Source organism: Micromonospora trifolii, assembly GCF_022229005.1.
Taxonomy (GTDB): domain Bacteria; phylum Actinomycetota; class Actinomycetes; order Mycobacteriales; family Micromonosporaceae; genus Micromonospora; species Micromonospora trifolii.
The window spans coordinates 39,285-61,925 of sequence record NZ_JAKKFD010000023.1 but is presented as its reverse complement, the minus strand read 5'-3'; the positions used below and the strand labels follow the sequence as shown (position 1 = coordinate 61,925).

Annotated in this window: 19 protein-coding genes; 4 read left to right on the top strand and 15 right to left on the bottom strand. The window is 72.6% G+C overall.

Translation table 11 applies throughout. The features are described from left to right. The first annotated feature begins 47 nt into the window (after positions 1 to 47). The 3 genes from NIE79_RS15915 to NIE79_RS15905 all read left to right on the top strand — a co-directional run bounded on the left by NIE79_RS15915 (position 48) and on the right by NIE79_RS15905 (position 3,849). Complete coding sequence (locus NIE79_RS15915) at positions 48 to 1,415, top strand: pectate lyase family protein (protein WP_238679335.1); 1,368 nt, start codon at positions 48 to 50, stop codon at positions 1,413 to 1,415. Between the two features lie 65 nt (positions 1,416 to 1,480). Continuing rightward, positions 1,481 to 2,206: an HD domain-containing protein gene (locus tag NIE79_RS15910; RefSeq protein WP_238679334.1), complete on the top strand. Its 726-nt coding sequence runs from the start codon at positions 1,481 to 1,483 to the stop codon at positions 2,204 to 2,206. Positions 2,207 to 2,355: 149 nt separating this feature from the next. Continuing rightward, positions 2,356 to 3,849, top strand: a complete 1,494-nt coding sequence (locus NIE79_RS15905) for an FAD-binding oxidoreductase (protein WP_238679333.1) — start codon at positions 2,356 to 2,358, stop codon at positions 3,847 to 3,849. A gap of 130 nt (positions 3,850 to 3,979) precedes the next feature. Here NIE79_RS15905 and NIE79_RS15900 read toward each other — a convergent pair whose 3' ends face one another. From NIE79_RS15900 to NIE79_RS15830, 15 genes are all read right to left on the bottom strand, one after another. Next, entirely contained in the window at positions 3,980 to 4,759 is a 780-nt protein-coding gene (locus NIE79_RS15900) for an AfsR/SARP family transcriptional regulator (protein ID WP_238679332.1), read from the bottom strand. 137 nt (positions 4,760 to 4,896) lie between these two features. Next, positions 4,897 to 6,024, bottom strand: coding sequence for a hypothetical protein (locus tag NIE79_RS15895; RefSeq protein WP_238679331.1), 1,128 nt, complete (start codon positions 6,022 to 6,024; stop codon positions 4,897 to 4,899). 12 nt (positions 6,025 to 6,036) lie between these two features. Continuing rightward, positions 6,037 to 8,382, bottom strand: coding sequence for a hypothetical protein (locus NIE79_RS15890; RefSeq protein ID WP_238679330.1), 2,346 nt, complete (start codon positions 8,380 to 8,382; stop codon positions 6,037 to 6,039). An 11-nt stretch (positions 8,383 to 8,393) separates the two neighbouring features. Next, complete coding sequence (locus NIE79_RS15885) at positions 8,394 to 9,830, bottom strand: baseplate J/gp47 family protein (RefSeq protein WP_238679329.1); 1,437 nt, start codon at positions 9,828 to 9,830, stop codon at positions 8,394 to 8,396. Next, entirely contained in the window at positions 9,823 to 10,332 is a 510-nt protein-coding gene (locus NIE79_RS15880) for a GPW/gp25 family protein (protein WP_238679328.1), read from the bottom strand. The genes NIE79_RS15885 and NIE79_RS15880 overlap by 8 nt, the downstream gene beginning before the upstream one ends. A 1-nt stretch (position 10,333) precedes the next feature. Beyond that, on the bottom strand, positions 10,334 to 10,657 hold the full coding sequence (locus NIE79_RS15875; RefSeq protein ID WP_238679327.1) for a hypothetical protein: 324 nt from the start codon (positions 10,655 to 10,657) through the stop codon (positions 10,334 to 10,336). A 12-nt stretch (positions 10,658 to 10,669) separates the two neighbouring features. Further along, on the bottom strand, positions 10,670 to 12,697 hold the full coding sequence (locus NIE79_RS15870; protein WP_238679326.1) for a hypothetical protein: 2,028 nt from the start codon (positions 12,695 to 12,697) through the stop codon (positions 10,670 to 10,672). Continuing rightward, positions 12,694 to 13,344 carry a hypothetical protein gene (locus NIE79_RS15865; protein WP_238679325.1) on the bottom strand — a complete coding sequence of 217 codons (651 nt, stop codon included), beginning with the start codon at positions 13,342 to 13,344 and terminating at the stop codon, positions 12,694 to 12,696. Before NIE79_RS15865 ends, NIE79_RS15870 begins: the two co-directional genes overlap by 4 nt. Next, positions 13,344 to 13,844, bottom strand: a complete 501-nt coding sequence (locus tag NIE79_RS15860; protein ID WP_238679324.1) for a hypothetical protein — start codon at positions 13,842 to 13,844, stop codon at positions 13,344 to 13,346. Before NIE79_RS15860 ends, NIE79_RS15865 begins: the two co-directional genes overlap by 1 nt. 2 nt (positions 13,845 to 13,846) lie before the next feature. Further along, complete coding sequence (locus NIE79_RS15855; protein WP_238679323.1) at positions 13,847 to 15,325, bottom strand: hypothetical protein; 1,479 nt, start codon at positions 15,323 to 15,325, stop codon at positions 13,847 to 13,849. Then, positions 15,322 to 18,534: a hypothetical protein gene (locus NIE79_RS15850; protein ID WP_238679322.1), complete on the bottom strand. Its 3,213-nt coding sequence runs from the start codon at positions 18,532 to 18,534 to the stop codon at positions 15,322 to 15,324. Before NIE79_RS15850 ends, NIE79_RS15855 begins: the two co-directional genes overlap by 4 nt. Before the next feature lie 2 nt (positions 18,535 to 18,536). Continuing rightward, the gene (locus NIE79_RS15845) at positions 18,537 to 18,791 is read right to left on the bottom strand and encodes a hypothetical protein (RefSeq protein ID WP_238679321.1); all 255 of its coding nucleotides are present in this window, start codon (positions 18,789 to 18,791) and stop codon (positions 18,537 to 18,539) included. Positions 18,792 to 18,819: 28 nt separating this feature from the next. Further along, positions 18,820 to 19,248: a hypothetical protein gene (locus NIE79_RS15840; RefSeq protein ID WP_238679320.1), complete on the bottom strand. Its 429-nt coding sequence runs from the start codon at positions 19,246 to 19,248 to the stop codon at positions 18,820 to 18,822. 17 nt (positions 19,249 to 19,265) lie between these two features. After that, on the bottom strand, positions 19,266 to 20,435 hold the full coding sequence (locus NIE79_RS15835) for a hypothetical protein (RefSeq protein WP_238679319.1): 1,170 nt from the start codon (positions 20,433 to 20,435) through the stop codon (positions 19,266 to 19,268). 69 nt (positions 20,436 to 20,504) lie between these two features. Next, on the bottom strand, positions 20,505 to 21,446 hold the full coding sequence (locus NIE79_RS15830) for a hypothetical protein (protein ID WP_238679318.1): 942 nt from the start codon (positions 21,444 to 21,446) through the stop codon (positions 20,505 to 20,507). Positions 21,447 to 21,811: 365 nt separating this feature from the next. Here NIE79_RS15830 and NIE79_RS15825 point away from each other — a divergent pair, with 365 nt between their 5' ends. Then, positions 21,812 to 22,639: a hypothetical protein gene (locus NIE79_RS15825; RefSeq protein ID WP_238679317.1), complete on the top strand. Its 828-nt coding sequence runs from the start codon at positions 21,812 to 21,814 to the stop codon at positions 22,637 to 22,639. Positions 22,640 to 22,641 lie beyond the last annotated feature (2 nt).

Below are 22,641 nucleotides of genomic sequence, written 5' to 3'. Positions count from 1 at the left end.
CACCACCTGGGACGGACAGCCACACCACAAACGAATGGAGCGAGTCGATGCGCAGAATCCTCGGCGGCGCCACAGTGGTCGCCCTTCTCCTGGGCGCCACCCTGGGTGCCACCCCGGCCGCCGCCGCTGCTCGTCCGGACGCACCGTCCGCCGACCGGCTCTCCTGGTTGGCCGACCACCTCGGCCGGCAGACGCTGCCCGAGCGCGACGGTTGGGCGGCCGACGGCCCCGGCACCACCGGCGGCTCGGCGGCCACCCCCGAGCGGACCCGGGTGGTCCACGACCGGGCCGAGCTGGTCGCCGCGCTGGGCGGCGACAACGCCGGCAACGCCACCGACGCCACCCCGAAGCTCATCTACGTCGACGGTGCCATCGACGGCTTCGAAGGGCCCGACGGCACGCCGCTGAGCTGCGCCGAGCTGGCCGACCCGGGCTACCGGTTGGACGCCTACCTGGCCGCGTACGACCCGGCGGTGTGGGGACGGGTGCCACCGAGTGGGCCGCTGGAGGAGGCCCGGGTGCGCTCGGTGACCAACCAGACCCGGCAGACCCAGATCAACGTCGGGCCGAACACCACTGTCGTCGGGCTGCGCGGCGCTCGACTGACCGGGCTCACCCTCATGATCGACCGCGCGTCGAACGTCATCGTCCGCAATCTGACCCTCGTCGACGCCCGGGACTGCTTCCCCGCCTGGTCGCCGACCGACGGCGAGGCCGGCAACTGGAACAGCCAGTACGACCAGATCTCCGTGCGCCGCAGCGAGAACGTCTGGGTCGACCACAACACCTTCACCGACGGCGACAACCCGGACAGCGCCCAGCCGGTGTACTTCGGTCGGCCGTACCAGGTGCACGACGGGTCGCTGGACGTGACGCACACCGCCAGCCTGGTCACCGCCTCCTGGAACCGCTTCACGGGTCGGGACAAGCTGATGTTGATCGGCTCGTCAAACACCGTCGGTCCGGACGTGGGCCGACTGAGGGTCACAGTGCACCACAACCTCTTCGACGGTGTCCTGCAACGGCTGCCCCGGGTGCGTTTCGGTCAGGTCGACGTCTACAACAACCACTACCGACTCGGTGGCGGCGACTTCCAGTACGCGCTCGGCGTCGGTGTCCAGTCGGCGATCTACGCGCAGAACAACTTCTTCACACTGGACGCGGCGGTCGACCCGGCGGACCTGCTCTACGACTGGGGCGGCACCGCGTTGACCGAGCGCGGCTCCTGGGTCCGCCAGGGCGGCGGCGCGGCCCGACCGGTCGACCTCCTGGCGGCGTACAACGCGAGCCATGACCCCGACCTGGGGGCGGACGCGGGCTGGACGCCCACCCTGCGCCGCGACCCCGTCCTGCCGGCGCCGCTGGTCCCCCTCCTGGTGCACCCGCTAGCCGGCGCCGACCGCCTGCCGATCTGAGATGACGGGTCGGGTCGGCGACGTACGGGCTCATCGATGTGGTGAAGATCGGCTATAAGTGACGCATGGACTTCCCGCCGCACCTGGGCAGCATGCCGATGCACGCGATCACCGAGATCCACGGCGAACCGGGCCTGCTGGAACGTTTCCGGTTGGAGGTCCAGCAGTTCGACGACGCCGCCCGGGCGCGGTTGACCGCGGCGCTCGACCTCGCCGCCGAACTGCACCGCGACGATCGACGCGTCCGCGAGCCGTACCTGAACCACCTGCTGCGGGTGGCGATCCGGTTGATGCACCACTATCAGGTGCGGGACGTGGACGTGATCGTCGCCGGCCTGCTGCACGACGCCGTCGAGGACCATCCGGTCGAGCTGGCCGACGGCGACCCGGGCACCGACCCGACCGGGGCCGCGCTGGCCGCGCTCGCCGCGCGGTTCGGGTCGCGGGTGGCCACCCTGGTCGCCGCTGTCACCAATCCGGTGTACGACCCCGAGCGGGACCGCAACGCACAGTACCGGGAGCATCTGGCGGTCAGTCTGGACCGGGAGCCCTGGGCCCGGGTGATCAAGGTGTCGGACTTCACCGACAACGGGGTGGGCGTGATCCACACGGTCGGGCCGAAGGTGATCTCGTCGGCCCGGAAGTACCGACCGCTGGTGCCGCTGTTCCGGGACCTGATCGGCCGGCCGGACACCCCGTTGTCGCCCGAAGTGAAGCGGCACATCTTCGGCCAGCTGGACCTCGCCGAGGAGCGGTTCAGCGCCATCCTGGACCAGCCCGCCCCGAACTGACCCGTTCCGGATCACCCGACCGGGTTCCGTGACAAGTTCTCAGATCTGTCCGGGAGCCTCGGGCATTACGGTTGGTTTGCGCCAGATGAGAGGAAAGTTCCCTCTCGGTTCATCTTTCGGGCGTGTCACCAATCGAGAGGATTCGGACCATGCGCGACCTGTCCCGTCGTGATCTGCTCAGGGCGACGGCCGTCGGCGCCGGAGCGGTCGCCATCCCAAGCGTGATCGCCGGCAGCTCGGCCATCGCGGCCGACGGTCCGGGGTGGCCCTCCGACATGAAGTTCCCGCCGGCGCAGCTGACCGGCCGGATCGTCCGCCCGCAGAGCCCCAACTACGCGGAGGCCAGCCTCGGCTGGGACGAGCTGTTCGTGCACTATCCGCTGGTCATCGTCTTCGCCCAGGAGACCCAGGACGTGGTCAACGCACTCACCTGGGCGCGGCAGCACAACGTCGCGCTGCGGGTCCGCAGTGGCCGGCACAACCTGGAAGGCTGGTCGAACGTCGACAACGGCATCGTGATCGACGTCAGCGAGTTGAAGGACGTCCACATCGACACCACCGCTCGCGTGGCGAAGGTCGGCGCGGGGCTCACCCAGTCGGAGGCGGTGACCGCCCTCGGCGAGCACGACCTCGCGGCGACGACGGGCACGGAGGGGACCGTGGGCCTCTCCGGCGCCACCCTCGGCGGCGGCCTCGGCTTCCTCACCCGCTACCTCGGGATGGCCTGCGACAGCCTGATCGGCGCGGAGATCGTCGTGGCGGCGGGCGCCGACGGGGCGAAGGTGCTCGAGGTGGACCCGTGGAACTACCCGGACCTGCTGTGGGCGCTGCGCGGAGCGGGCAACGGCAACTTCGGGATCGTCACCTCCCTGACCTACCAGGTCGCTCCGCTCACCAGCGTCGCGTACCTGCAGGTGACCTGGCCCGGTCTCGACGACCTGCACGAGGTCTTCGACACCTGGCAGCGCGTCGCACCCTTCACCGACCCGCGCCTCGGCAGCCAGCTCGAGGTCCACCCGGAGGAGATCCTGTTCTTCGCGGTGCTGGCGGACGGATCCGAGGCGGAGGCCAGGAAGCTGCTGGCGCCGATCCTGTCGATCGGCAACCCCACCGTCACAGTGCAGACCGGCAACTGGGGCGACGTCTACGCCGGCTTCCAGACGCCGAACGAGGACGACCCGGCGAACTGGAAGTTCTTCTCCCAGTTCACCCGCGAGCCGTTCCCGGAGAAGGCCGTCAGCATCGTCCGTGAGTTCATGGAGAAGGCGCCCTCGCCCGACAGCAACTTCTTCACCCAGGCCTTCGGCCGGGGGGCGCAACGACAGGAGCCATTCGGCGGCGCGGCGTTCCCGCACCGCGACGCGCTCTTCTACTCCGAGCCCGGCGCGGGTTGGGGCACCCGCGGCGAGCCCGACAGCGACGACGCCGTCACCCCGATCGCCCAGACCTGGATCGCCGAGTTCAGCCAGGCGCTGCGGCCCTACGTGGACGGCGCCTACGTGAACGTGCCGAACATCGGCATGGCCGAGTGGGAGAAGGCCTACTGGGGGCGCAACTTCCCCCGGCTGCGCAAGATCAAGGCGAAGTACGACCCGCACAACGTCTTCCAGTACGAGCAGAGCATCCCGCCCGCGACGCACTGACCCGGCTGACCGGCGGTGCGGGTGCCACCCGCACCGCCGGTCGCGGCCAACCCGCCCCGTGCGCGGGAGACCCTGGGGGTCGGTCGGAACCGGCGCGCGGGGCGGGACGGCGGGATGGTGGTGCGGCCCCTCAGGGGTACGGGAGCGCGGAGCCGGACCTGCCGGCCTGCACGAGGTGCTCCAGCCAGGGTGTCGGGGCGACACCGAGCTCCCGGTCCAGGTCGGCGCGGAACAGCTCGAAGCGTCGTACCGCCTCGTTGATGTTGCGCTCCGCCAGGTGCACGGCGATCAACGCGCGGGTGGCGCTCTCCCGCAGCGGCTCCAACTGCACGGCGGTCAACGCCACCTGCACCGCCTCGCCGAACCGACGCCGCGTGGTGAGCCACTCGGCGAGCGTCTCCAGCGCGTACAGCTGGGTCTGGCGCAGCCGCTCCCGCTCGGTCAGCACCCAGTCGTCGTACCAGCCGGGCAGCAGCTCACCGGTCGCCAAGGCCGGCACGCCGGGGCCGACAGCCACCGGCGCACCCCCGGCCAGCAGTGCGGTGGCCGCCGCGCCCAGGGTGGCCACGTCGCTGGTCACACCGGCGGCAAGGGACAGCCGGTCGTCCTCCTCCACGAGCGGCTCGGGGGTGACCCGGTGCAGCCGCCAGAGCATGGTTCGCAGGTTGGCTCGGGCCCGCTCCTCGTGCGAGCCGGGCCAGAGCGTGCCGGCCGCCTCGGACCGGGCACACCGCTGGCGTACGCCGAGGTAGGCCAGCAGTCGGCGGGCGCCCTGCGGCACCGCCACCGCCCGCCCGTCGCGTTCCAACCCGAATCCACCGAGCAGCCGCAACGCGTACCGGCCGGGCTGCCCCGCGTCGGTCTCGGTTGCCCGGGTGCGAAGGTCCTGCGTTACCTCGTGCACAGCCATGCTTGCGCCTTTCGCACCCGATCGCCCCGTGGCAGTTCCACGCTCGGGTGTGGATGGTCGACGCGCCAGCGCAGTGTCGTCTCACCGACCCGGGGAACGGTGTAGGTCAACCGTTCGCCGGACTCGGTCCCGGCCGTTCAGCGCAGCTTGCTCAGCGTCCGGGCGTACGCCGTCCACTCGGCGGCGTCGCCGACCTCGGCGCGCACCCCGGCCTCCTTCATGATGCCGAGCACCTGCTCGGGCTGGGCGTCGGCGAGCTTGCCGAGGGTGCTGATCCCGGCGCGGGTCAGCGCCGCCCGGGCCTTGGTCGGCACCCCGGCGAGCATGGCGATGTCGGCGTCGGCGACGTTCTCCAGCTCAGCCTCGATGCCGAGCGCGGCGGCGACCGCCGACTGCGCGCCGACAGTGGTCCGGACGATCACTGCCTCCCGCTCGCTCACCTCACCGAACATCGCGTCCACACTCTGGTAGGCGGTCTCGGCCGGCAGCACCTTGAGCACGTCGCGGACCGTCCGGCCGTCGGCCAGCTCGTCGTCGCCGAAGGCGCGGATGAACTCCACCAGCTTCACCTCGCGCGGGAAGCGCTGCCGGACGTCGCCGTTCTCGGCCGCGTAGCGCTCCAGATAGGCGGCGCCCCGGACCTTCGGCCCGACGACCACGTCGACACCGAGGGTTTCCACGGCGGGCAGCACGATCGTGCCGGCCTTGGTCTGCCAGATGCTGACCTTCTTGTCCATGAACATCGTGGTGCCCATGTACTTGCCGAAGTCCAGCGCGCCGATGTAGTTGGGAATCTGCTCGATGGCGTGCGGGCCGAGGGTCACCTTGTTCTCGTGGACCGTTGAGTGCAGTCGGTTGATCTCCGCGCGGATCTCGTCGAGCAGCCGCCGCAGACTCACCCGCATCGCCGCCATGCAGGAGAACGCCTTGGCCAGGTCGGTGCCGAGGTGGTCCAGGTCGTGCTCGATGCGGTGGAACCGTTCGTTGAAGCCCTGCTCCCCCGGGGTCTGCCCGGCCTGCACCACGTCCTCACCGTCGACCCAGTCGCTGTGGGCGAAGGTGCGGGCGAACGGCGGCGGCGCGCAGCCCGGCTCCACCGCGGGGAACGCCTCGGCGTAGCTGAACGTCCGCTTCGCCGTACCCACGTTCTCGTAGATCCAGGACGAGACCAGCACGCTGGCGTCCGAGGCCGGAATGCCGTGTTTGGTGAACGCCTCGTACAGCTCGGTGACTGTCACCCCGTCGTAATTGATCTCGCTCGCCATGGCGGTTCCCTCTCAGAGCTGGTCGTACACGCCGCGGTGCCGGCGCTGCTGGAAGGTACGGAAGGTACGGGCCACCGCCGGAGGCAGCGGCTCGGCAGTGCCGTCGTCGTCGAGGTCGACGTGGTCGCGCCGGATGCCGAACGTGTTGATCTCCACCCCGAGCGGACAGACCCTCGTCAGCGCGTTCATCAGCCGCTCGTACTGCGCCAGTGTCAACGTCACCCCGTCGGGCAGCTCCACCCGGAACTCGTACGGGTCGGTCAGGCCGGTGCGCACGTAGGACAGCGCCACCACGGCGACCAACCCGGCGTGGGTGGGTCGCAGCGTGGTCCGCGCGCCGACCGCCTTGATCTCCGCCGTGCCGCCGCCGAGCCCGACCGTGTACCAGCGGAAGCCGGTGGCCCGGCGCTCGCTGAGGTTCAGCCCGGCCTGGGGCAGGCCGATCACACTGCACACCAGCAGCACCCGGTTGCCCGTCTCGACCAGCGGCAGCGCGGCGGCGAGGTGCTCATCGCGCAGCAACCGGACCAGCCGGGCCAGTCGGTCGCCGGCGGCCGGCTGACCGGCGATCAGGGCGCCGGCCAACGCGGCCGGCAGCTCGATGGTCTCGACCAGTTCGTCGGGGAGCCGGTTCAGGGCTGCCACCACCGGTGCCGGATCCCGCACCGCCGGCAGACCGGCGGCGGCCAGCACCTGGTCCACCGGCTGTCCGGCCGGCCGGGTCGGCACCGCCGCCCACCGGGTCCGGGCCACCGCGTCGGTCAGCGGCGCCCACGCCGGCTCCCCGGCGTCGGTCCAGGCCCGCGCGGCGGCGGACAGACCGGCCAGCAGCAGCGCGTTGCCGGCCGGGTCACCAGGTGCGTAGAACTGCGCCTCGACCGCCGTGTCCGCGCCGAGGGCCGCGTTCAGCGGCGCGGTCACCGCCAACCCTCGGGTCGGCAGGTGGGACAGGTACATCCGGGTGGTGCTGATCCGGTGCACTGTCGGCAGCCCGCACACCCGCCACAGCCAGGCCAGCTCGCCGTCGGCGGCCACAGTGGGCACACCGGCGGCGCGGGCCGCCGCGATCAACGCCTCGGCGGTCCGGTCGCCGGTGGGTGCCCGGCCGGTGTCCAGCACCCGGTTGCGCAGATCGGTGGCCTGTGCGGGGGTCGGCCAGCTGACGTCGACGCCGAGCCCCAGCTCGTAGCGGCTGCCACCGGCGTCATCCTGGGCCCGGGTCACCTGCCACACGATCGTCGAGCCGAGCGCCCGGCAGACCCGCCCGGCGCGGTCCAGGGCGGCGGCCAGCGGCGGCGCGACGCCGTGGGCGCTGTCGAAGGTGTACGACTGACGCAGGCTGGCCCGCAGGGCCGTCACCTCGGTCAACCGGCTGGCCGGCAACGCCCGGCCGGCGTGCGTGGTGTTGTTCGGCGGGGTGTTGGCGGGCAGCACCAGGCGGTCGCGGCGCAGTTGGGCGAGGAAGTTCGTGCGGTGCTGCGGATCACCGACGGCGACCAGCCGGATCGCCACAGCGAACCGGTCGTCGTCCTCGCGCACTGTGAACCGGGCGCCGCCGGGCAGGTCGGCGAAGAGCCCGGCGTTCGGGTCGGTGTCCGCGCCGGGGCCGTTGAGCAGGTGACGTACCGCGTCCGGGGTGGGCAGCAGGAACCGCCGGTAGAGCCCGAGCCGGTGCGCGTACGCGGCGTCCGGCTCACGGGCCGGCGGAGCAAGGCGGCGCGCGTACACCTCGCCGTTTGCCGGCTCGTGCACCAACTCGTCGACGAAGCGGGCCACCCCCACGTCCGCGCCGATCCGGTCCAGCGCGTCGCGCCGGGCGTGCGCGAGGGTCCGGTACGCGTGCACCTCCCGGGCCGCGCGACGCAGCCGGTGCTTCTCGTACGACACCAGGTAGAGCAACCGGCCCAGGTTGCCCTCCAGCACTGCCAGCTCGACCAGCGCGGGGAGCGCCGCACCGGTGACCGCCGTGGCGGCGGCGCCGTCGATGGACCGCTCGGCCGCCACGGTGACCGGGAACGACGCGACCAGCGGCTCGTCGGCGGTGTCCGGCACGTACGCGGGCACCGACGCCCCGGCGGGCGACCAGGGCGCGAAGAACACCGGCGGCAGCACCCGCTCGCCGGTCCCGCCCGGGTCGACGGTGACCGTCACCCGCACGGTCTCCTCGGCCAGGTCCCGGCGCAGCACCACGGTGAGCAGGGGGTGCCTGCTGGTCCAGTCCACCGCCGCCGCACCGCTGGCGGCGACCGGCACCACCACCCGCCGGACGGTGCCCGGGTACGGGCCCTCCAACTGGTCGACGAGGTTACGTTCGACGGACGGGTCGGCCCCGTCCACCGGCACACGGATGTCGGTCACCATGCCCCCGCTCAGACGATCCGGAACGGCCGGGGGTCGTCCCGGTCGACGTAGACGGGCACCTGGTTCGCGGCGAGCACCGCGTTGTCGCCGACCGGCAGCCGCTGCACCCCGTCGCCGGTGGGCGCGCTGCCGGTCACCACCACCGCCGAGTCGGCCGGGAAGCGGACCAGCCGCAGGTCGCGGACGTCCGCGACGCCCGGCTCGTTCATCAGCGTCCAGATCACCTCGGCGGCGCGGACCGGCTCGCCGAAGGGCAGTTCGTCGACGTAGCGGCGCAGTCGGGCGTGCAGCCGGGCCCGCAGCTCGGTGGCGGCGGTGGAGGCGTTCACCGTCTCCCGGGAGCCGGTGGGCAACGGCAGGCCCCGGATCACCAGGTCGGCCTCGACACCGATGCCCACCTCGTCGGCCCGGTCCACCGAGGCGAAGATGCCCACCGGGCGCAGGTCCTCGATGACCGACTCGACGGCGGCGTGCAACCCGTCCGGGCCGTCCCAGATGGCCGCGGCGGTGGGCGCCACCAGCACCGTGACGTAGTACGGGCTGCCCAGGTCGCGTTCGGTGCTGAAGACCCGTTCGATGAAGTTGAAGTTGCCGAAGATGGACTGGTTGAGGTCCAACCCGCCCCGACCGTCGAAGACCTGCACCTGGCGTACGCCGGGCACTGTCGCCACGGCCAGGCCGATCGCCTCGGCGGTCCAGATCGAGCGGGGGGCGGCCAGCAGCAACTGCCGGTAACGGGCGTCGGAGACCTGCTGTTCGCCCCCGGTCAGCGCGACGGTGTGGGTGATCTCCACCAACTCGGTGCCGGCGGCCTGCTCGGCGTCGTCCAGGTCGGCCAGCAGGGTGTCGGCCCGGTTCCACCTGTCGATCTTCTGGCTGGCCTGGGTCGGGTCGAGGTTGTGCGCCGCGCCGGGATAGAACGCGGCGACGGCCGGCACCCGTTCGCCGACGGCGGCGGAGAGCACCACGGTCTCGTCCAGGGCCACGTGGTGCCCGCCCGGTGTGGACAGTCGGGCGCCCCGGGGCAGTGTGAGCTGGGTGCGACCGGTGGGTAGCGCCGCCTTCAGCTTCAGCTTCACGGTCCCCCGGGCCGACAGATGGGGCCGGGGGATGCCGAGTTCCTCGCCGAGGCGGGTCAGCGCGTCGGCGGTCGCCGACACGACGTACGAGTTGTCGTAGACCGCGCCGAGCGCCGCCCACAGCCGGGCGTCCTCCAGTGCGGCCAGTTCGAGGACCTTGCGCAGCACGGCGCCGCTGGTGAGGTCGATGTCGTCGCCGAAGAGCAGCCGGGCGGTGGCCAGCTTCTCGGCGAGCAGCCGGGCGAAGGACTTCGGCACGAAGCCGGTCTCGACGATGCCGAAGCCGGTCGAGCCGGTGGCCCGCAGCGCGGCGGCGTCGACGGCCAGGACGTCGGCCAGCTCGGCCGGGAGGGTGGGATCAGACACTGGGCAGCTCCCCGAGATGCACCGAGAGCCGGTCGTCGGTGATGGTTTCGAACTGGACCTGCACCTGGAGGGTGCGAGACGAGCGCAGCGCCGCCCCGGCGGCGTCGTCGGCGCCGGTCGCACCGACGCCCAGTCGCCCGTCGTCGAGGTTGACGTCGACGATCTTGCGGACCCGGGGGTCGCGGTCGAGCAGGGTGATGATGCCGATGCGCACCTGTTCGCGGATCAGGTTCGGCTCGATCTGCTCGGCGAGGGCGTTGAGGCCGTCGAAGCCGAACGTGGCGTCGAAGACGTTCGAGCCGCGCAGCGTGGTCAGCGCCACCGCGAGGCTCTGGGCCACGTTCTCGGTGCCGGCGACGACGGCCAGCACCCGGCCGTTCGGGCCGTCGTCGAAGACGACGTCGCGGGCCAGGTCCACGCCCGGCATTGTGCTTTCGAAGGCGAGGCCCCAGCCGAGGTAGCGGCGCTGGGCGGCCTGCCGTTCACGCTCGGTCCGGTCCACCTCAGACCGCCTTCAGCTTGCTCTGCCCGGCACTGGCGGACAGCCCGGGGCTGGAGCCGTCGGTGGCGCCGCTGAGCGAGTCCAGGGCCACCCCGGACCCGCCGACAGTGAGCTTGCTGGCGGCACCGGTCGCCGTGGTCACCGTGCTGCACTGCTTGGTGGAGTTGCTGGTGGTGATGGTGCACCCGGCCACCGACTTGCCGCTGATCCCGTCCGGGCGGGTCACCGCGACGTCGTCGACGGTCAGCTTGCTCTGCCCGGCCGGGGTGACCTTCCCCTGGTTGGGGCAGTGCACGTCGCTCGACGTGGTGAGCACGAAAGCCATGTCAGCTGCTCCTCAGTGGACGTTCATCGCGTTGTCGACCTGGACGTCGACGTCGTCGGCGGCGATGTTGACGGTGCCGCCGCTGATGTTCACCGCGCCGTTGCCCGCGTCCAGGTCGATCCGGTTGGCGGTGATGGTGATCGAGCCGTCCTGCTTCATCACGATCGACGAGCCACCGGCGGCGTGCTCGATGGTGATGCTGTCGGCTTCCTCCGCGCGGGCCGGGCGCTGACCGCGACCCTGCAACTGGGCCCGGCCCACCCGCACTGTCAACTCGCCCAGCTCGATGACCCGGTTGCCGTCGCCGTCGGTCAGGTCGTGCGCCACCTTGCCGTCGTGGTCGGCGGGCACCACCGTGTCGCCGATCGACGAGCGGCTGTTGCTGGCAACCCCGACCGGCAGGGACAGCCACCAGTCCCCCGGCTGCGACACCGGGGCGTGCCCGGTCGGCCAGAGCGCGCCCACCTCCACCGGGTCGTCGGGCGCGCCGTTGCGGTAGGCCAGCGCCACCCGGGTGCCCGGGTAGCGGGGCAGGATGAGCCCGCAACCGCCCCAGGCGAACGGGGTCAGGTAGGTCACCCCGGGCAGTGGCGCGGGCTGCTCCCGGCGTACCGGCAGGCGGCGGGCGCCGTTAGGGCGACCGTCCGGGCGGGCCAGCCCCTCCCACACCGTCTCGGTCTGCGCCGGTGGCTCGACCGCGCCAGTGGCGTTGGTGGCTGCCGCGCGTACCTCGCCGATCTCCAGGCCACGCGTCTCACCCCGGGCGGCGCGGGCCGCCCGCCGCACCGCCTCGGCGGCGGCCACCCCGGGCGACGACGCCGGGGCGGCCGGCTCGGCGGTGCCCACGCCGGAGGCGTCGCTCCAGCTGTCCCACGCCTGGGCGCCAGAGGTGACCTCGACGCCCTGCACCACAGTGACGAAACCGGCGGTACGCGACAGGGTGTGCCGGGCGGCGCTGAGGTAGAGCAGCTTCGCTCCCGCTCCCAACTCCCCGGTCGACGGGGCGAACGGCGCCGCGAACGAGCCGAGCAGCGCCGCGCCGACGCTGCCCAGCGTGGTGGCCTCGTCCACCGCCGGCGGGTCGAAGCACACCAGGTCGCCGGGCTTCAGGTCGGGGCGGCCCTTGAGGGTCAGCGCCCACGCCCGACGGCGCGGTGCCACGGTGCCGCCGGACTCGGTGGCCGCGTACGGATCGGTGTCCTGGCTGCCGTTCTCGGTGCAGGCCAGCAGGCCGGTGGCGAGGGTCAGCGGCTTCGGCTCCCCCTCCGGGTACGGGATTGGCCGCTTGCCGACGTGCACGGTGCCGTCGCGGATCAGCAGCATCCCCCGCCCGTACGCGTTGAGCGACTGCTGCAACGCGCCGCCGATCCGCTCCAAGGCGGCGCGGTAGAGCAGGCCCGCGCCGAAGGCCACCCGCTCGTCGCCGGCCGCCTCGCTGGACCCCCGGGTCATCGTGCCGTCCGGGTTGCCGCCCCAGGTCGCGATGTCCACACTGGTTCGTTCGGCGACGGCCCGGATGGCGGCGGTGAAGGTGGCCGCCTCGAACCGCTCCGCGACCCGCTGACCGAGGCGGGCGTACGCCTGCTCGACGAGCGTCAACTCGGTGTCGTAGGTCCGCTCCCCGGTGAGCCGACGCACCTTGGTCACCCGCAGCACGGCGACCAGCGCCTGGGTCAGCTCGGCCGGAGTCGGGCCGGCGTTGACGCCGACCAGGTTGGTGAAGAACGCGCCGACCGAGGTGTTCGCGTCGCGCCAGTACAGGTGCAGCTTCGCCACCAGCGGCGGTTGCCCCTCGGCGGTGCGCAGCGCGGCGAAGTGCTCGTCGATCAGCCCCTGCACGGTGATCGTGTACGCGCCGGGACCCAACCCGTCGGGCAGCGCGGCGTCGATGGCCGCGTAGTAGTCGGCGCTGGACAGGGTGAGCGTGGCGTCCTGGCTGAGCCCGGTCGGGGTCTCCCGATGGAACGTCACGGTCCAGCCGGCGTCGTTGCCGACCGCGCCCTGGCGTACCTGGCCGGTCTGGAACGGCGTGAGCGTCATCGCAGCACCCTCCGCAGCTTCTTGTCGAGCAGGTAGCGGTAGCGCAGCCGGGCGGGGCCCAGCTCGGACTCGACGCGCTGCGCGGGTGGGCGGCGACGCCAGACGAACTCGTTGATCGGCGGTGGCCCGAACTGGTCCACGGCGCGGTCGGCCCGACGCCAGGCCAGCGCGATGGACGAGCCGTAGTCGCCGGAGCCGCGGACCGTGCCGGCGTGCAGCAGCCAGGTCAGCACCAGCAACTCCACGGCGACCGGGGCTCCGACCCCGGCGTCGGACGATGGACCCGCGTCCGGGCAGACCCGACGCAGACCGGCGGCGAGCGGCACCGAGCCGAGGATCCGGGTGCCCTGGCGGACGACGAGGCGCAGCGGCACCCGGCCGACCAGGACGGGTGGCCGGGGAGTGGCCGGAGGCGCGGGCCGGGGCGCCAGGTCGTCGGCGGAGGTGCTGACCACTGCGAGGGGGTCGGTGTGCAGCCACTGCCGGGCCAGGCCGGTCGGCAGGATGAGCACCGCGTGCACACCGGCGCCCAACTCGACGCGGTGCGGGAGACCGGCGGTGAGGCTCTGCCGCACCTCGGTGAACCCGTCGGGCACCTCGACGGGTGTCTCCGGCAGCAGGTAACGATCGATCGGGAACGGCGGCATCAGTTTCCCAACCCGTCGGCGAGGGCGCCGACTCCGATGCTGGCCACGTCGAGCAGCTTGCCGAGCAGGCTGGGACGGGGCACGTGGACGAGGGTGATGGTGGTGTCCAGGACATCGCGACGGGCGGCCGAGGCGTTGAAGGTCAACGACTGCACCTGCATGTCGGTGCGGATGGTCATCGAGGTGACCAGGATCAGCCCGCCGAACTTCCCCCCGGAGTACGCCGCGAGAGCGGTGCCGCGTTTGCTCGCCTCGGCCATCGTCTCCAGGGCGAACTTCCACGCGTAGCGCTCCGCGCCGACCAGCACCCCGGTCAGGGTGATGGTGTCGTCGTGGGTGGCCACGATCGCCTTGTGCGCGGTGGAGCCGATCGGCGGCAGGTGGTACGTCTCGGTCAGCGAGATGGCGGTGACCGCCCAGAGCGGGATGGGCAGGATCCCGTCGCTGATGATCGCGGACGGCACAGTGCCGTACCGCATGAAGCTGCTGGTGATGGCCATGCTCAGCGCCCTCCGGTGGGTGGCAGCGGCACCGGCGTACCGGTGGATTCGACGGCCAGGCCCAGGTCGCGCAGTGCCTGGGTGATCTCGCGGACCTCGCCGGCGGCGCTGGAGACCCGCAGCCGCAGGCGGCGGGCCTCCAGTGCGGCGCTGATCCGCGCGGGCCGGGTGGCCGCGGAGCCGCGCCGGTTGATCCGCTCGATCTCGGCGGCGGCGTCCTCCATCCGGGAGATGGCGTCGAGGATGCGCGGGTCGGGGGTGAAGCCGGGGTCGTCGCGGTGCAGCCGGGCGATGGCGTCGCGGAAGTCAGCCGCGTCGCGGCGCAGGTTGGTCACCAGGTTGTCGGTGAGCGCGCTGACCCCGCCGACGCTGGCGGCCCGGTGCGACTTGTCGTCGATCAGCCACACCCAGCCGTCGTGTCCGATGCCGACCAGGTCGGTGCCGGCGACCTTGACGTTGGCGTCCGGTCCCTTCAGGAACAGCTCGATGCTGCTCACCGAGAACGCCGCGCTGTACTCGCCGAGCACGCCCCGCCCGTAGGTGACCATGTCGTGGCGCAGGTAGGCACGGAAGCCGGGGCCGTCGTCGGCGCGTCCGCCCCGGTCGCGGAAGCGCCGCCACAGGGTGGTCAGGGCCTCCGGGTTGTGCACGGCGAGCTGTTGGGTGAGCCAGACGTCGCCGCCGGCCACCACCGCCCGCAGGTCCGGGTCGCCGATCCGGGCGAGGGCGTCGGCGAGCCGGGCCTCGCTCATCTGCAGACCGCGGGAGCGGGCCCGACCCAGGTCGTCGACGGCGGCGCGCAGCCGGGTCACCTCGTCGGGGCTGAGCCGGCCACCGAGGCGGGTCTCCAGGTCGGCGACGGCGGCCCGCTTGCCGCCCTCGCTCTCGGCGGCCACCGCGCGCCAGAGCGCGGCCGGTTCCAGCTCGGCGGCGCGGCGCAACGCGGCCTGCCGGTCCGCCGGCATGGCCCGGAACGCGTCGCCGACGATCGCGGCGGGCTCGACGTGCCGGCCGGCCGCTCCGCCGCCGGCGTCGAACTCGCGCAGCAGCGAGTCGGCGTACGCGGCGGAGTCGTCGGCCAGCCGCAGCGGCGCGTCTCCCACGATGCCGTCGCGGGGTCGGCTCAGCTCACGCATCTCGGTGTTCAGCTGGTCGAAGTACTCGCCGAGGGTGGCCACCCGCACGCCCTCGGGCAGGGTGCCGCCCTCCAGCACGTGGTCCAGGATCGCGGCGATGTTGTCCCGCAGCACGGCGATGCGTTCCAGACGGTTCAGCGCGTTGCCCAGGTGCAGGTCGCCGACGTCGTCGACGACGCGGCGGATGAGATGTTCCAGCAGCCGCCGCGAGCGCACCTCGCCGGCCTCGCTGTGCGCGGCCACGGTCCGGATGAACTGCCGCAGCCGCGGGTTGGCGTCGGCGGCCGCGTGTACGGCGGCGGCGTCGAGGAACCGGCCGGCGCGGAACCGGCGCGGCCCGGTCACTGCCGCACCACCGGGACGCGCGGGCCGGCGGCGCCACCGGCCGGGGAGTCGAGCACCATGAGGATGAACCGGGCGCCTTCCGGGCCACCGACCGCGCCGCTGAGCATCGCCTCGCGCTCCACGTACGCGAGCACCGGCTCCATTAGCTTCTGCACGACCCGTTCCAGCACCTCGTTGAGGAGGATCTCGGTGAGGAACCCCTGGAGCAGGTCACGGGACGCGGCCTCGATGATCTGCCGGGTGACGCGTCGCACCACGTACCCCCGGGCGGCGCGCAGCCCGGCGCGGACGCCGAAGCGCAGCGCGACCCGACCGCCGCGCACGGCCGCGCCGCCGATGGTGCCGGCCTCCGGGATCAGCGACAATGCCAACCCGAGGTACGCGGCGAACAGCTCGACCTCGACCTCGGTACGGGTGAGCACCAGCTCCGGGTCGAGCATCGAGGCGTACAGGCGCTCGCGCTGGTGGGCGTGTGCCACGTCCACGGCGGCGACGGCGACCCCGACCACGAAGCCCAGCGGCGGGCAGAGCAGCGACAGCGCGATGATTCCCACCATGACGGCGAACGCGCTGAGCGCCTCGCGGCCCAGCTCGGTGCCGAACAGGTCGTCGATACCTGTGGCGTAGTAGAGGTTGCCGCCGAAGAACTCACCGATCTGCTGGTGGGTGACCAGATGGATGCCCTGGAGCGCGAAGCGTCCACGGGGGATGGTCGCCGACGGGATGTGCTCGCTGATCCGGCTGGACCGGAAGGCGAACCGGGCGTCGGTGCGGGCGCGGCCGAGCATCTCGGTGTTGTTGCGCCGCATGTCCTGCAACACCCGCCACAGCTCGTCGCGAATCGCCGATCGGTTGCCGGCGAAGCGGGCCAGCATGTCGGGCAGGTCGGTGATCTGCTTGACCAGCGGGTCGATGCCCTCGGCCTCGCCGCGTTGGATGACCAGCGCCTGTTCGATCTCGGCGAGGGTCCAGAGCACGGCGTGCGAGTCGCGGATCCGGGTGGTGCCGTCCTGTTCGACGATCTCGCCGGCCGCGCCGGGGCTGCTCAGGGCGGCCTCGGTGGCGAGGAAGGCGCTGGAGATGGCCCGGGCGGCCCCGTACCAGGCGGTGGACGGGTTGGCCATGCTCACAGTGGCGAGGGTGCCGCCCCCGATGTCGGTGTGTGCGGACACCCAGCGGGCGGCCTCGTGGCGGCGCAACCGCTCGCGCAGCCCCTGAAGCTCGGCGTAGTCGGTGAGCTGGGAGACGATCAGCCGCTCGAAGATCGGCGCGTACCTGTCGAAGTGGGCGATCCGCGCGTCGATGCCGGCCCGCGAGCTGAGCAGCAGCTGCACCAGCATGGCCTGGTTGCCGACCATGAACAGCTGCCCGACGGCGCCCTTGACGGCGGGGCTGAACGCCTGGACGAAGTGCAGGTTCCAGGACGCGGACGTGTCGATCCAGCCACCCTGGATCCGGGCGAAGTGCTCGGGCCGGCTGTAGCGGTCCATCACCAACTGGGCGAGGCGGTCCAGTCGGGGCACCACCCCGGCCAGGTGCCGCAGGAACTGCACGGCGGGTGAGGCGACCGGCCGGAAGTCCAGCGGACCGAGCCGGCCGCTGCCCTCCGGCACGGGTCGGGTGAACGCCTCCCGCTCGGTGGAGCCCACCAGCAGGCTGATCGCCGCGGCCCGGCCGCGCAGCATGGCGGCGGCCTGGAGGCAGAAGTTCGCCGGGTAGCGGCACGGATCGCCCATCTGCAACCGGAACGCGATGTCGTCCATCAGCCGGCGCAACTCGTCGCCGTCCGGGCCGAGCGCGGCCAGCTCCGGCTCGCCGTTGAACGGCGCGCAGGCCCGCAGCTCGGAGTGCTCGCCGGCGACGGCGGGAAACCGTCGACCCTCCACGCCGGGCGGGGCGCTGGGGCTGCTCGGGTCGAAGACGAACCCGCCCCGCCGGGCGCTCCCGGTGCCGTCCCCGCCGCTGCCACCGGCGTCACCACCGGCGCCCGGGCCGCCGACGCCGGTGCCGCCCGGCCCACTGCCGGTGCCACCGCCCGACCCGCTGCCCGGGCCCGACCCGCCGCCCGCGCCGCTGCCAGTGCCGGTACCGATGCCACCGCCGGGTGGCGCGTTCGGGTCCGGTGCCGTCGCCGGGCGCTGCTCGACGCTGATCGGCAACAGGTTGGCAGTACCGGTCCAGTGCAGCGTGGCGTCGGTCTCCTCGGTGCCCACCAGCAGCAGCGACACCCCGCCGACGCGGACCACGACCAGGCTGGTCGGCAGCGCCCCGCCCACCGAGGCGAGGATCCCGTCGACCCGCCGGGTCACCTCCACGTCGACCGCCCGCTCGATCTGCGTGCGGTACTCCTCGACGCTCGTCGTCTCGCCGCGCGGCTGGGCGGTCCGCAGCCGCTGCCGAATGTCGTCGCCGAGCTCACCGTCCACCATGGCCACCAGCCCGGCCCGGTCGGTGACCGGCCGACGCTCCACAGTCCCGGGCTGCGGGCTGGGCACCCGCGCCTCCACCTCGAAGTGCGGCTGCGGGGTGGCCCGGAACACCGTCTCGCCGAACGTGTCGAAGGTCAGGTACGACAGCGGTGTGGTGGTCACCATGACCAGCCACACCTGCCGGCCGGTGGGGTCGATGACCCGGGCGATGACCCCCTGCGGGGTGCCCGACGGCAGGCCGCCGTGCTGGCGTACCGCCTCCCGGGCCAGTTCGGCGAAGTGGCCGACAAGGTAGGTGACCGGCCGCAGCAGCCACTGGTGGGTGACCGGGGGCGGCTCGTCGCTGTCCACCGGCACCTCGGCGGCGTCCCCACCGTCGTCGTAGGACGGCACCCGGTAGACGGCCAGCAGGTGGCGCATCCGCTGCCTGTCGAACAGCTCCTCCGCCGGCTGGCTCAGCGGCACGGCGACCCCGGGCGGCAGCCCCGGGTCCAGCCGCGCGACGGTCACCACCTCGTCGATTCGCCGGCGCAGCCGGGCCTCGACGGCCCGCCGGTCGTCCGGGGACACCCGCGCTCCGTCCGCACCGGTCCAGAGGAAGGTCGGCGCGTTGGGGCGTACCTCCAGGTAGCCGCCGTGGGGCGCGACGACCTCGCGGCGGGAGCGTTCCAGGGCGCGGGCCAGCGCCGCGCCGAGCGCGTCGGTCACCGCCTCCGGGCGTTCGGCCAGCGACCGGGCGTCCACCCGGATCCGCACCGGAACGTGCACCGAGATGGCCACCGTCAGAACCGCCCGTCCAGATGCTCGGCGAGACGGGCCAGCGCGAGGTCGGCGAGCGCGTCGGCGTCGACCGCGCCGCCGACCGCGACCACCTCGATCTCCACCGGGAAGTGGTACGCGATGACCGCGCGGTCGTCCTCGGCCACCTGCTCGGCCTCCGCCTCGCTACCGGCCGCCGGCAGCACCACCTCACCCGCATGCACCAGGGCCAGCCCGGTACGGGTGACCCGGGCGGCACGGCCAGCACCGGTCGCCATCTGCTACCTCCGGTCAGTCGTCGTCGGGTCAGGGCAGGACGGACGGGTCGCCGGTCTTCGGGTCGACCGAGGCAGCCAGGCTGAAGCCGCTGAAGGTCGCCGCCGGTGCGCCGGAGATGGTGGCGGTGGTCGGTGTGGCGCTGGTGATCAGGCAGTCCCGCAGCACGAACGACGAGAACGACCAGTCGTCGCCGGTGTGCTCGAGCAGCGCGATGTCGAACAGCTCGCCGTCCAGGGCCAGCTTGGTGAGCCGGCCGGCGACGTCCCCGATCGCCTTGACTGTCATCGTGAAGTTCATCGAGACCGGCGCGTGGATGGCGCCCAGGTGGGTCACCTCGCACGAGTGCAGCGCCTCGATGTTGAGCGAGAAGGACGGGCTGAACGAGTCGATCGGGCTGATCAGCACCGTCTCGGTGCCCTTTGTGTACTGCACCGCGAGGCGGGTCTTCCACTCCATGGTCTGGTTCCTCCGGGTCAGAACTTGGCCACGAGCGTGACCAGCAGGCGGCTCACGGCCGGGCCGTAGGTGACGGTGACGACCAGGTCGACGGTGCGGTCGGCCCGGGCGGCGGTGACGATCGAGGTGTCGGTGGCGGTACGCGCGACCTCGGGGATGGCGAGGATGTCCAGCACCGGGATCTCGATGCGGTAGTCGTCGATCACCGCCTGCCGCTTGAGCGGGCCGAGGATGCCGTCGACCTGGGTCTTCAGCAGCGTCATGCCCGGCTTGGTGATCCGTGCGTCACCGACCAGGCCGATCAGGCCGGCGCGCAGCATGAACTCGATCTGGTCGAGGGTGCGCACCAGGTCGACGTGCAGCAGGCTCGCGTCGGAGGTGAACAGCCGCCCGTCGGCGAAGTGCAGGCTCTCCCCGGTGATCAATGTCGGGTCGATGATCGGCGTCAGGTTGGCCTCCGAGAGCCCCTTGATCTCCGCCGGGCTGTACTGCTTGGCCACCGGGATGGCGACCCCGCGGATCTTCTTCAGCACGATGCTGTGGTGCACCGGCAGCCCGGCCACTGCGGCCATCGCGGCGGTGGCCGTGTCCCCGTCCGCGCCCCGGGCGGCGATCATCACCATCCGGCTGGTGCTGCTCTTGAGCGGGTTCGCGGCCGTGGTGATGTCCGCGACGTAGGTGGGGCCCTTCTCGGTGGCCGGGTTGACCATGGCGAAGCCGATCCGCCGCTGGCCGGCCGCGGACATCGTCTCCACGTGCGCCTTGAGCGCGTGCAGCCCGGTGGGCGCGCCGGCGCCGGCCGGGTTGCCGACACCCGACTCGTTGGCCAGCGACACCATCGTCACGTCGTCGGCCGCCTCCAGGCCGCTCAGGGCGGCCGCGTAGTCGTCGCCGGCGACCTTGACCCCGTACACCTTCGCCGGGCGCGGATCCTGAAGGAACGCCAGCTCAAGGGAGTTGTAGAGGGCGTTGCGGACCACGTTGCCGGCCTGTCGGCGGGCGAAGTTGGTGACCGCGTCGTCGAGGGTCTCGATCCGCACCGGGGTGTTCGCCGGCGCGGAACCGCCGTCGGCAGTGGCCGGTGCCTTGCCCACGACCGCGATGACGCCCGGCGAGCGCTGGGCCAGCGGCGCCGGTGGCGGCACGATCCGAACCTCGATGTACGGGAATGCTGCTGTCGGTGCCACGGGTCCTCCCGGACGAAGTTGCTGCTGGGGTCTTCAGGCGGCTCCCCGCCGCCGCGGTCGTTGTGCGGCTCAGGAGTTCAGAGCGGCCAGCCCTATCCCGCTGCGGGCGAGCCACTGGCCGGCCCGGGCGAACCGGGCGGCCCGCTTCTGCGCGTCGGTGCCGGTGTCACCGCCGGGCCAGCCGTCGTCGTCGAACGTCTCGATGGGGACCACCCACACGGCGACCACCCGGTGCCGCCGTCGCACGTCGTCCGGCGCCGGCACGTCCAGACCGAGCTCCTCCGCGCGGGCCCGCACCAGGCGGGTCTCGACCAGCAGGTCGGCCAGGGAGAAGCCCCGGTCGCGGATCAGCACGGCGGCGGCGAACGGCAGCGGGCGTGGAGTCGGCGGTGCGGCCGGCGGCGCGGCGTAGCGCAGCTTCACTGTTGCCCCGGCGGCCTGCCCGCGCATCCGGGTCACCAGGTCGCCGGCGTTCGCGGCGCCGACACCGGCGAGCAGCCGGTCCAGGTGGGCGTCGGTGAAGGCGGCCGGCTGGTGCAGCCCGGCCCGGAGCCGGGTCACCAGCCGGGTGCGCCGTTCGGCCTCCAGCTGGGTCGGATCGACCGGCAGCGCGCCCAGGTCAGCGACGATCTGCGGGTCCACGTCGAAGGCGGGCGCCGCCACGTCGAGGTCCTCGACCCGGTCCCGGGCGGCGCTGGTCCGCACCACCAGGCTGCCCCGCCACAGGGCGTCGATGCGCAGCGCCGAGCCGCCGAGGCCGTGCAGGCGTACGCGTAGTTCGGTACGGGTGGTGCCGCCGGAGCCCAGCCACTCCCCCTCGGCCACGGTGACCGGCGCGGCGGCGAAGCCGAGGGTCAGCTCGTCGAAGACCGCGGCGTACGGCGGCCCGACCGGCATCGCCTCGGTGTCGTACGCGGCCTCGACCAGGTGCGCCAGCGACGCGTCATCGAAGAGCGCGGCGCGGGTGCCCGGATCGGCCAACCGCACCAGCACCCCGTCGACGAAGTCCACCGCACGGCCTCCCCGCTGCCCGCGCCGGTGCACAGTGCCCGGCCCGGCACGAGGATCGCGAAGGCCCCGTCACCCGAGCGTCACCGCAACCGTCACCGTCGCCCGATGCTGCCGCCACTGTCGGGAACTGAGCACCAGCACAGCGCGGCCGAGGCCGTGATTCTCCTGAGCGTGATGCCACACAGTCATCGTGATGCCGCACAGTCATCACGCTCATCGCACCTCGTGCTTCCCGACCGCAGTCACCCACCGGGAGCAACGCGAGCATGCCGATGCTGACCCAGACTCGCTGCCGGCGTGGCGGCGGACATATCGGTCACCGGTTGTTAGCGTGAAACGCGGATCCGTGACAGTGGAGGGGTGCCATGACCGACGCCCCCGACGGGAGGCCGAGGCCCGCGGACCAGTGGCGACACCGGGGCGTACGAGGGTTGACCATCGCCCGCGACGCCGGTGTGCGCGGCTGGCGGTGGTGGGCGCGAAGCTGGGATCGGCTGGTCGCCGCACTCCAGGACGAGGCGCCCGTCGGCTCCGCTGCCGCGCCGTCACCGTCCGGTCCCCTCGTCGAACAACGCGACGCACCCCGGCTGATCGCGGTCCCGGCACGCGGGTACGTGTACTCGTTCTACATCCGCGCCACGTTCGCCTGGTCGTCACCGGCCAGCCTGCGGTCCGAGGTGCTGAGCTGGTACGTGCAGTACTTCCAACCGAACGCGATCCAGCGGCTGACCCGGCTCGCCGCCGACGCCGCCCGTGACCTGCCCCCACACCGGGCGGGTGACCTGGAGGTGGCGTTGCTGCGGGCGCTCGCCGAGGATCCCCTGTGGCACTACCAACGGGGCGATGTCACGCTCACCTGCCGCCCCGACGCCGCCGTACGACTCGACGAGCGGATCATGCCGGCACTCCAGCCGCACGTCGACCGCCTGGTCAAACTGGAATACCAGTTCGACGAGCAGATCCGAAAGGCCCGGTACGCCGAGGAGCTCAGCCGCCAGTGGGCGACGATCCTGGATGATCACGCGAACGACCAGGAGCTGGCCGACGCCCGCGACCACATGCTCACCGCGCAACGAGAAGCCGCGCGCTGGATCGCCGAACTCCTGCACCAACACGGCGAACACCCCCCAGAGTCGCCGCTCACGCCCAGAGTCCCCCCACAAGCCTCTTCAAGATCACTTGATAGCGAGTAGTT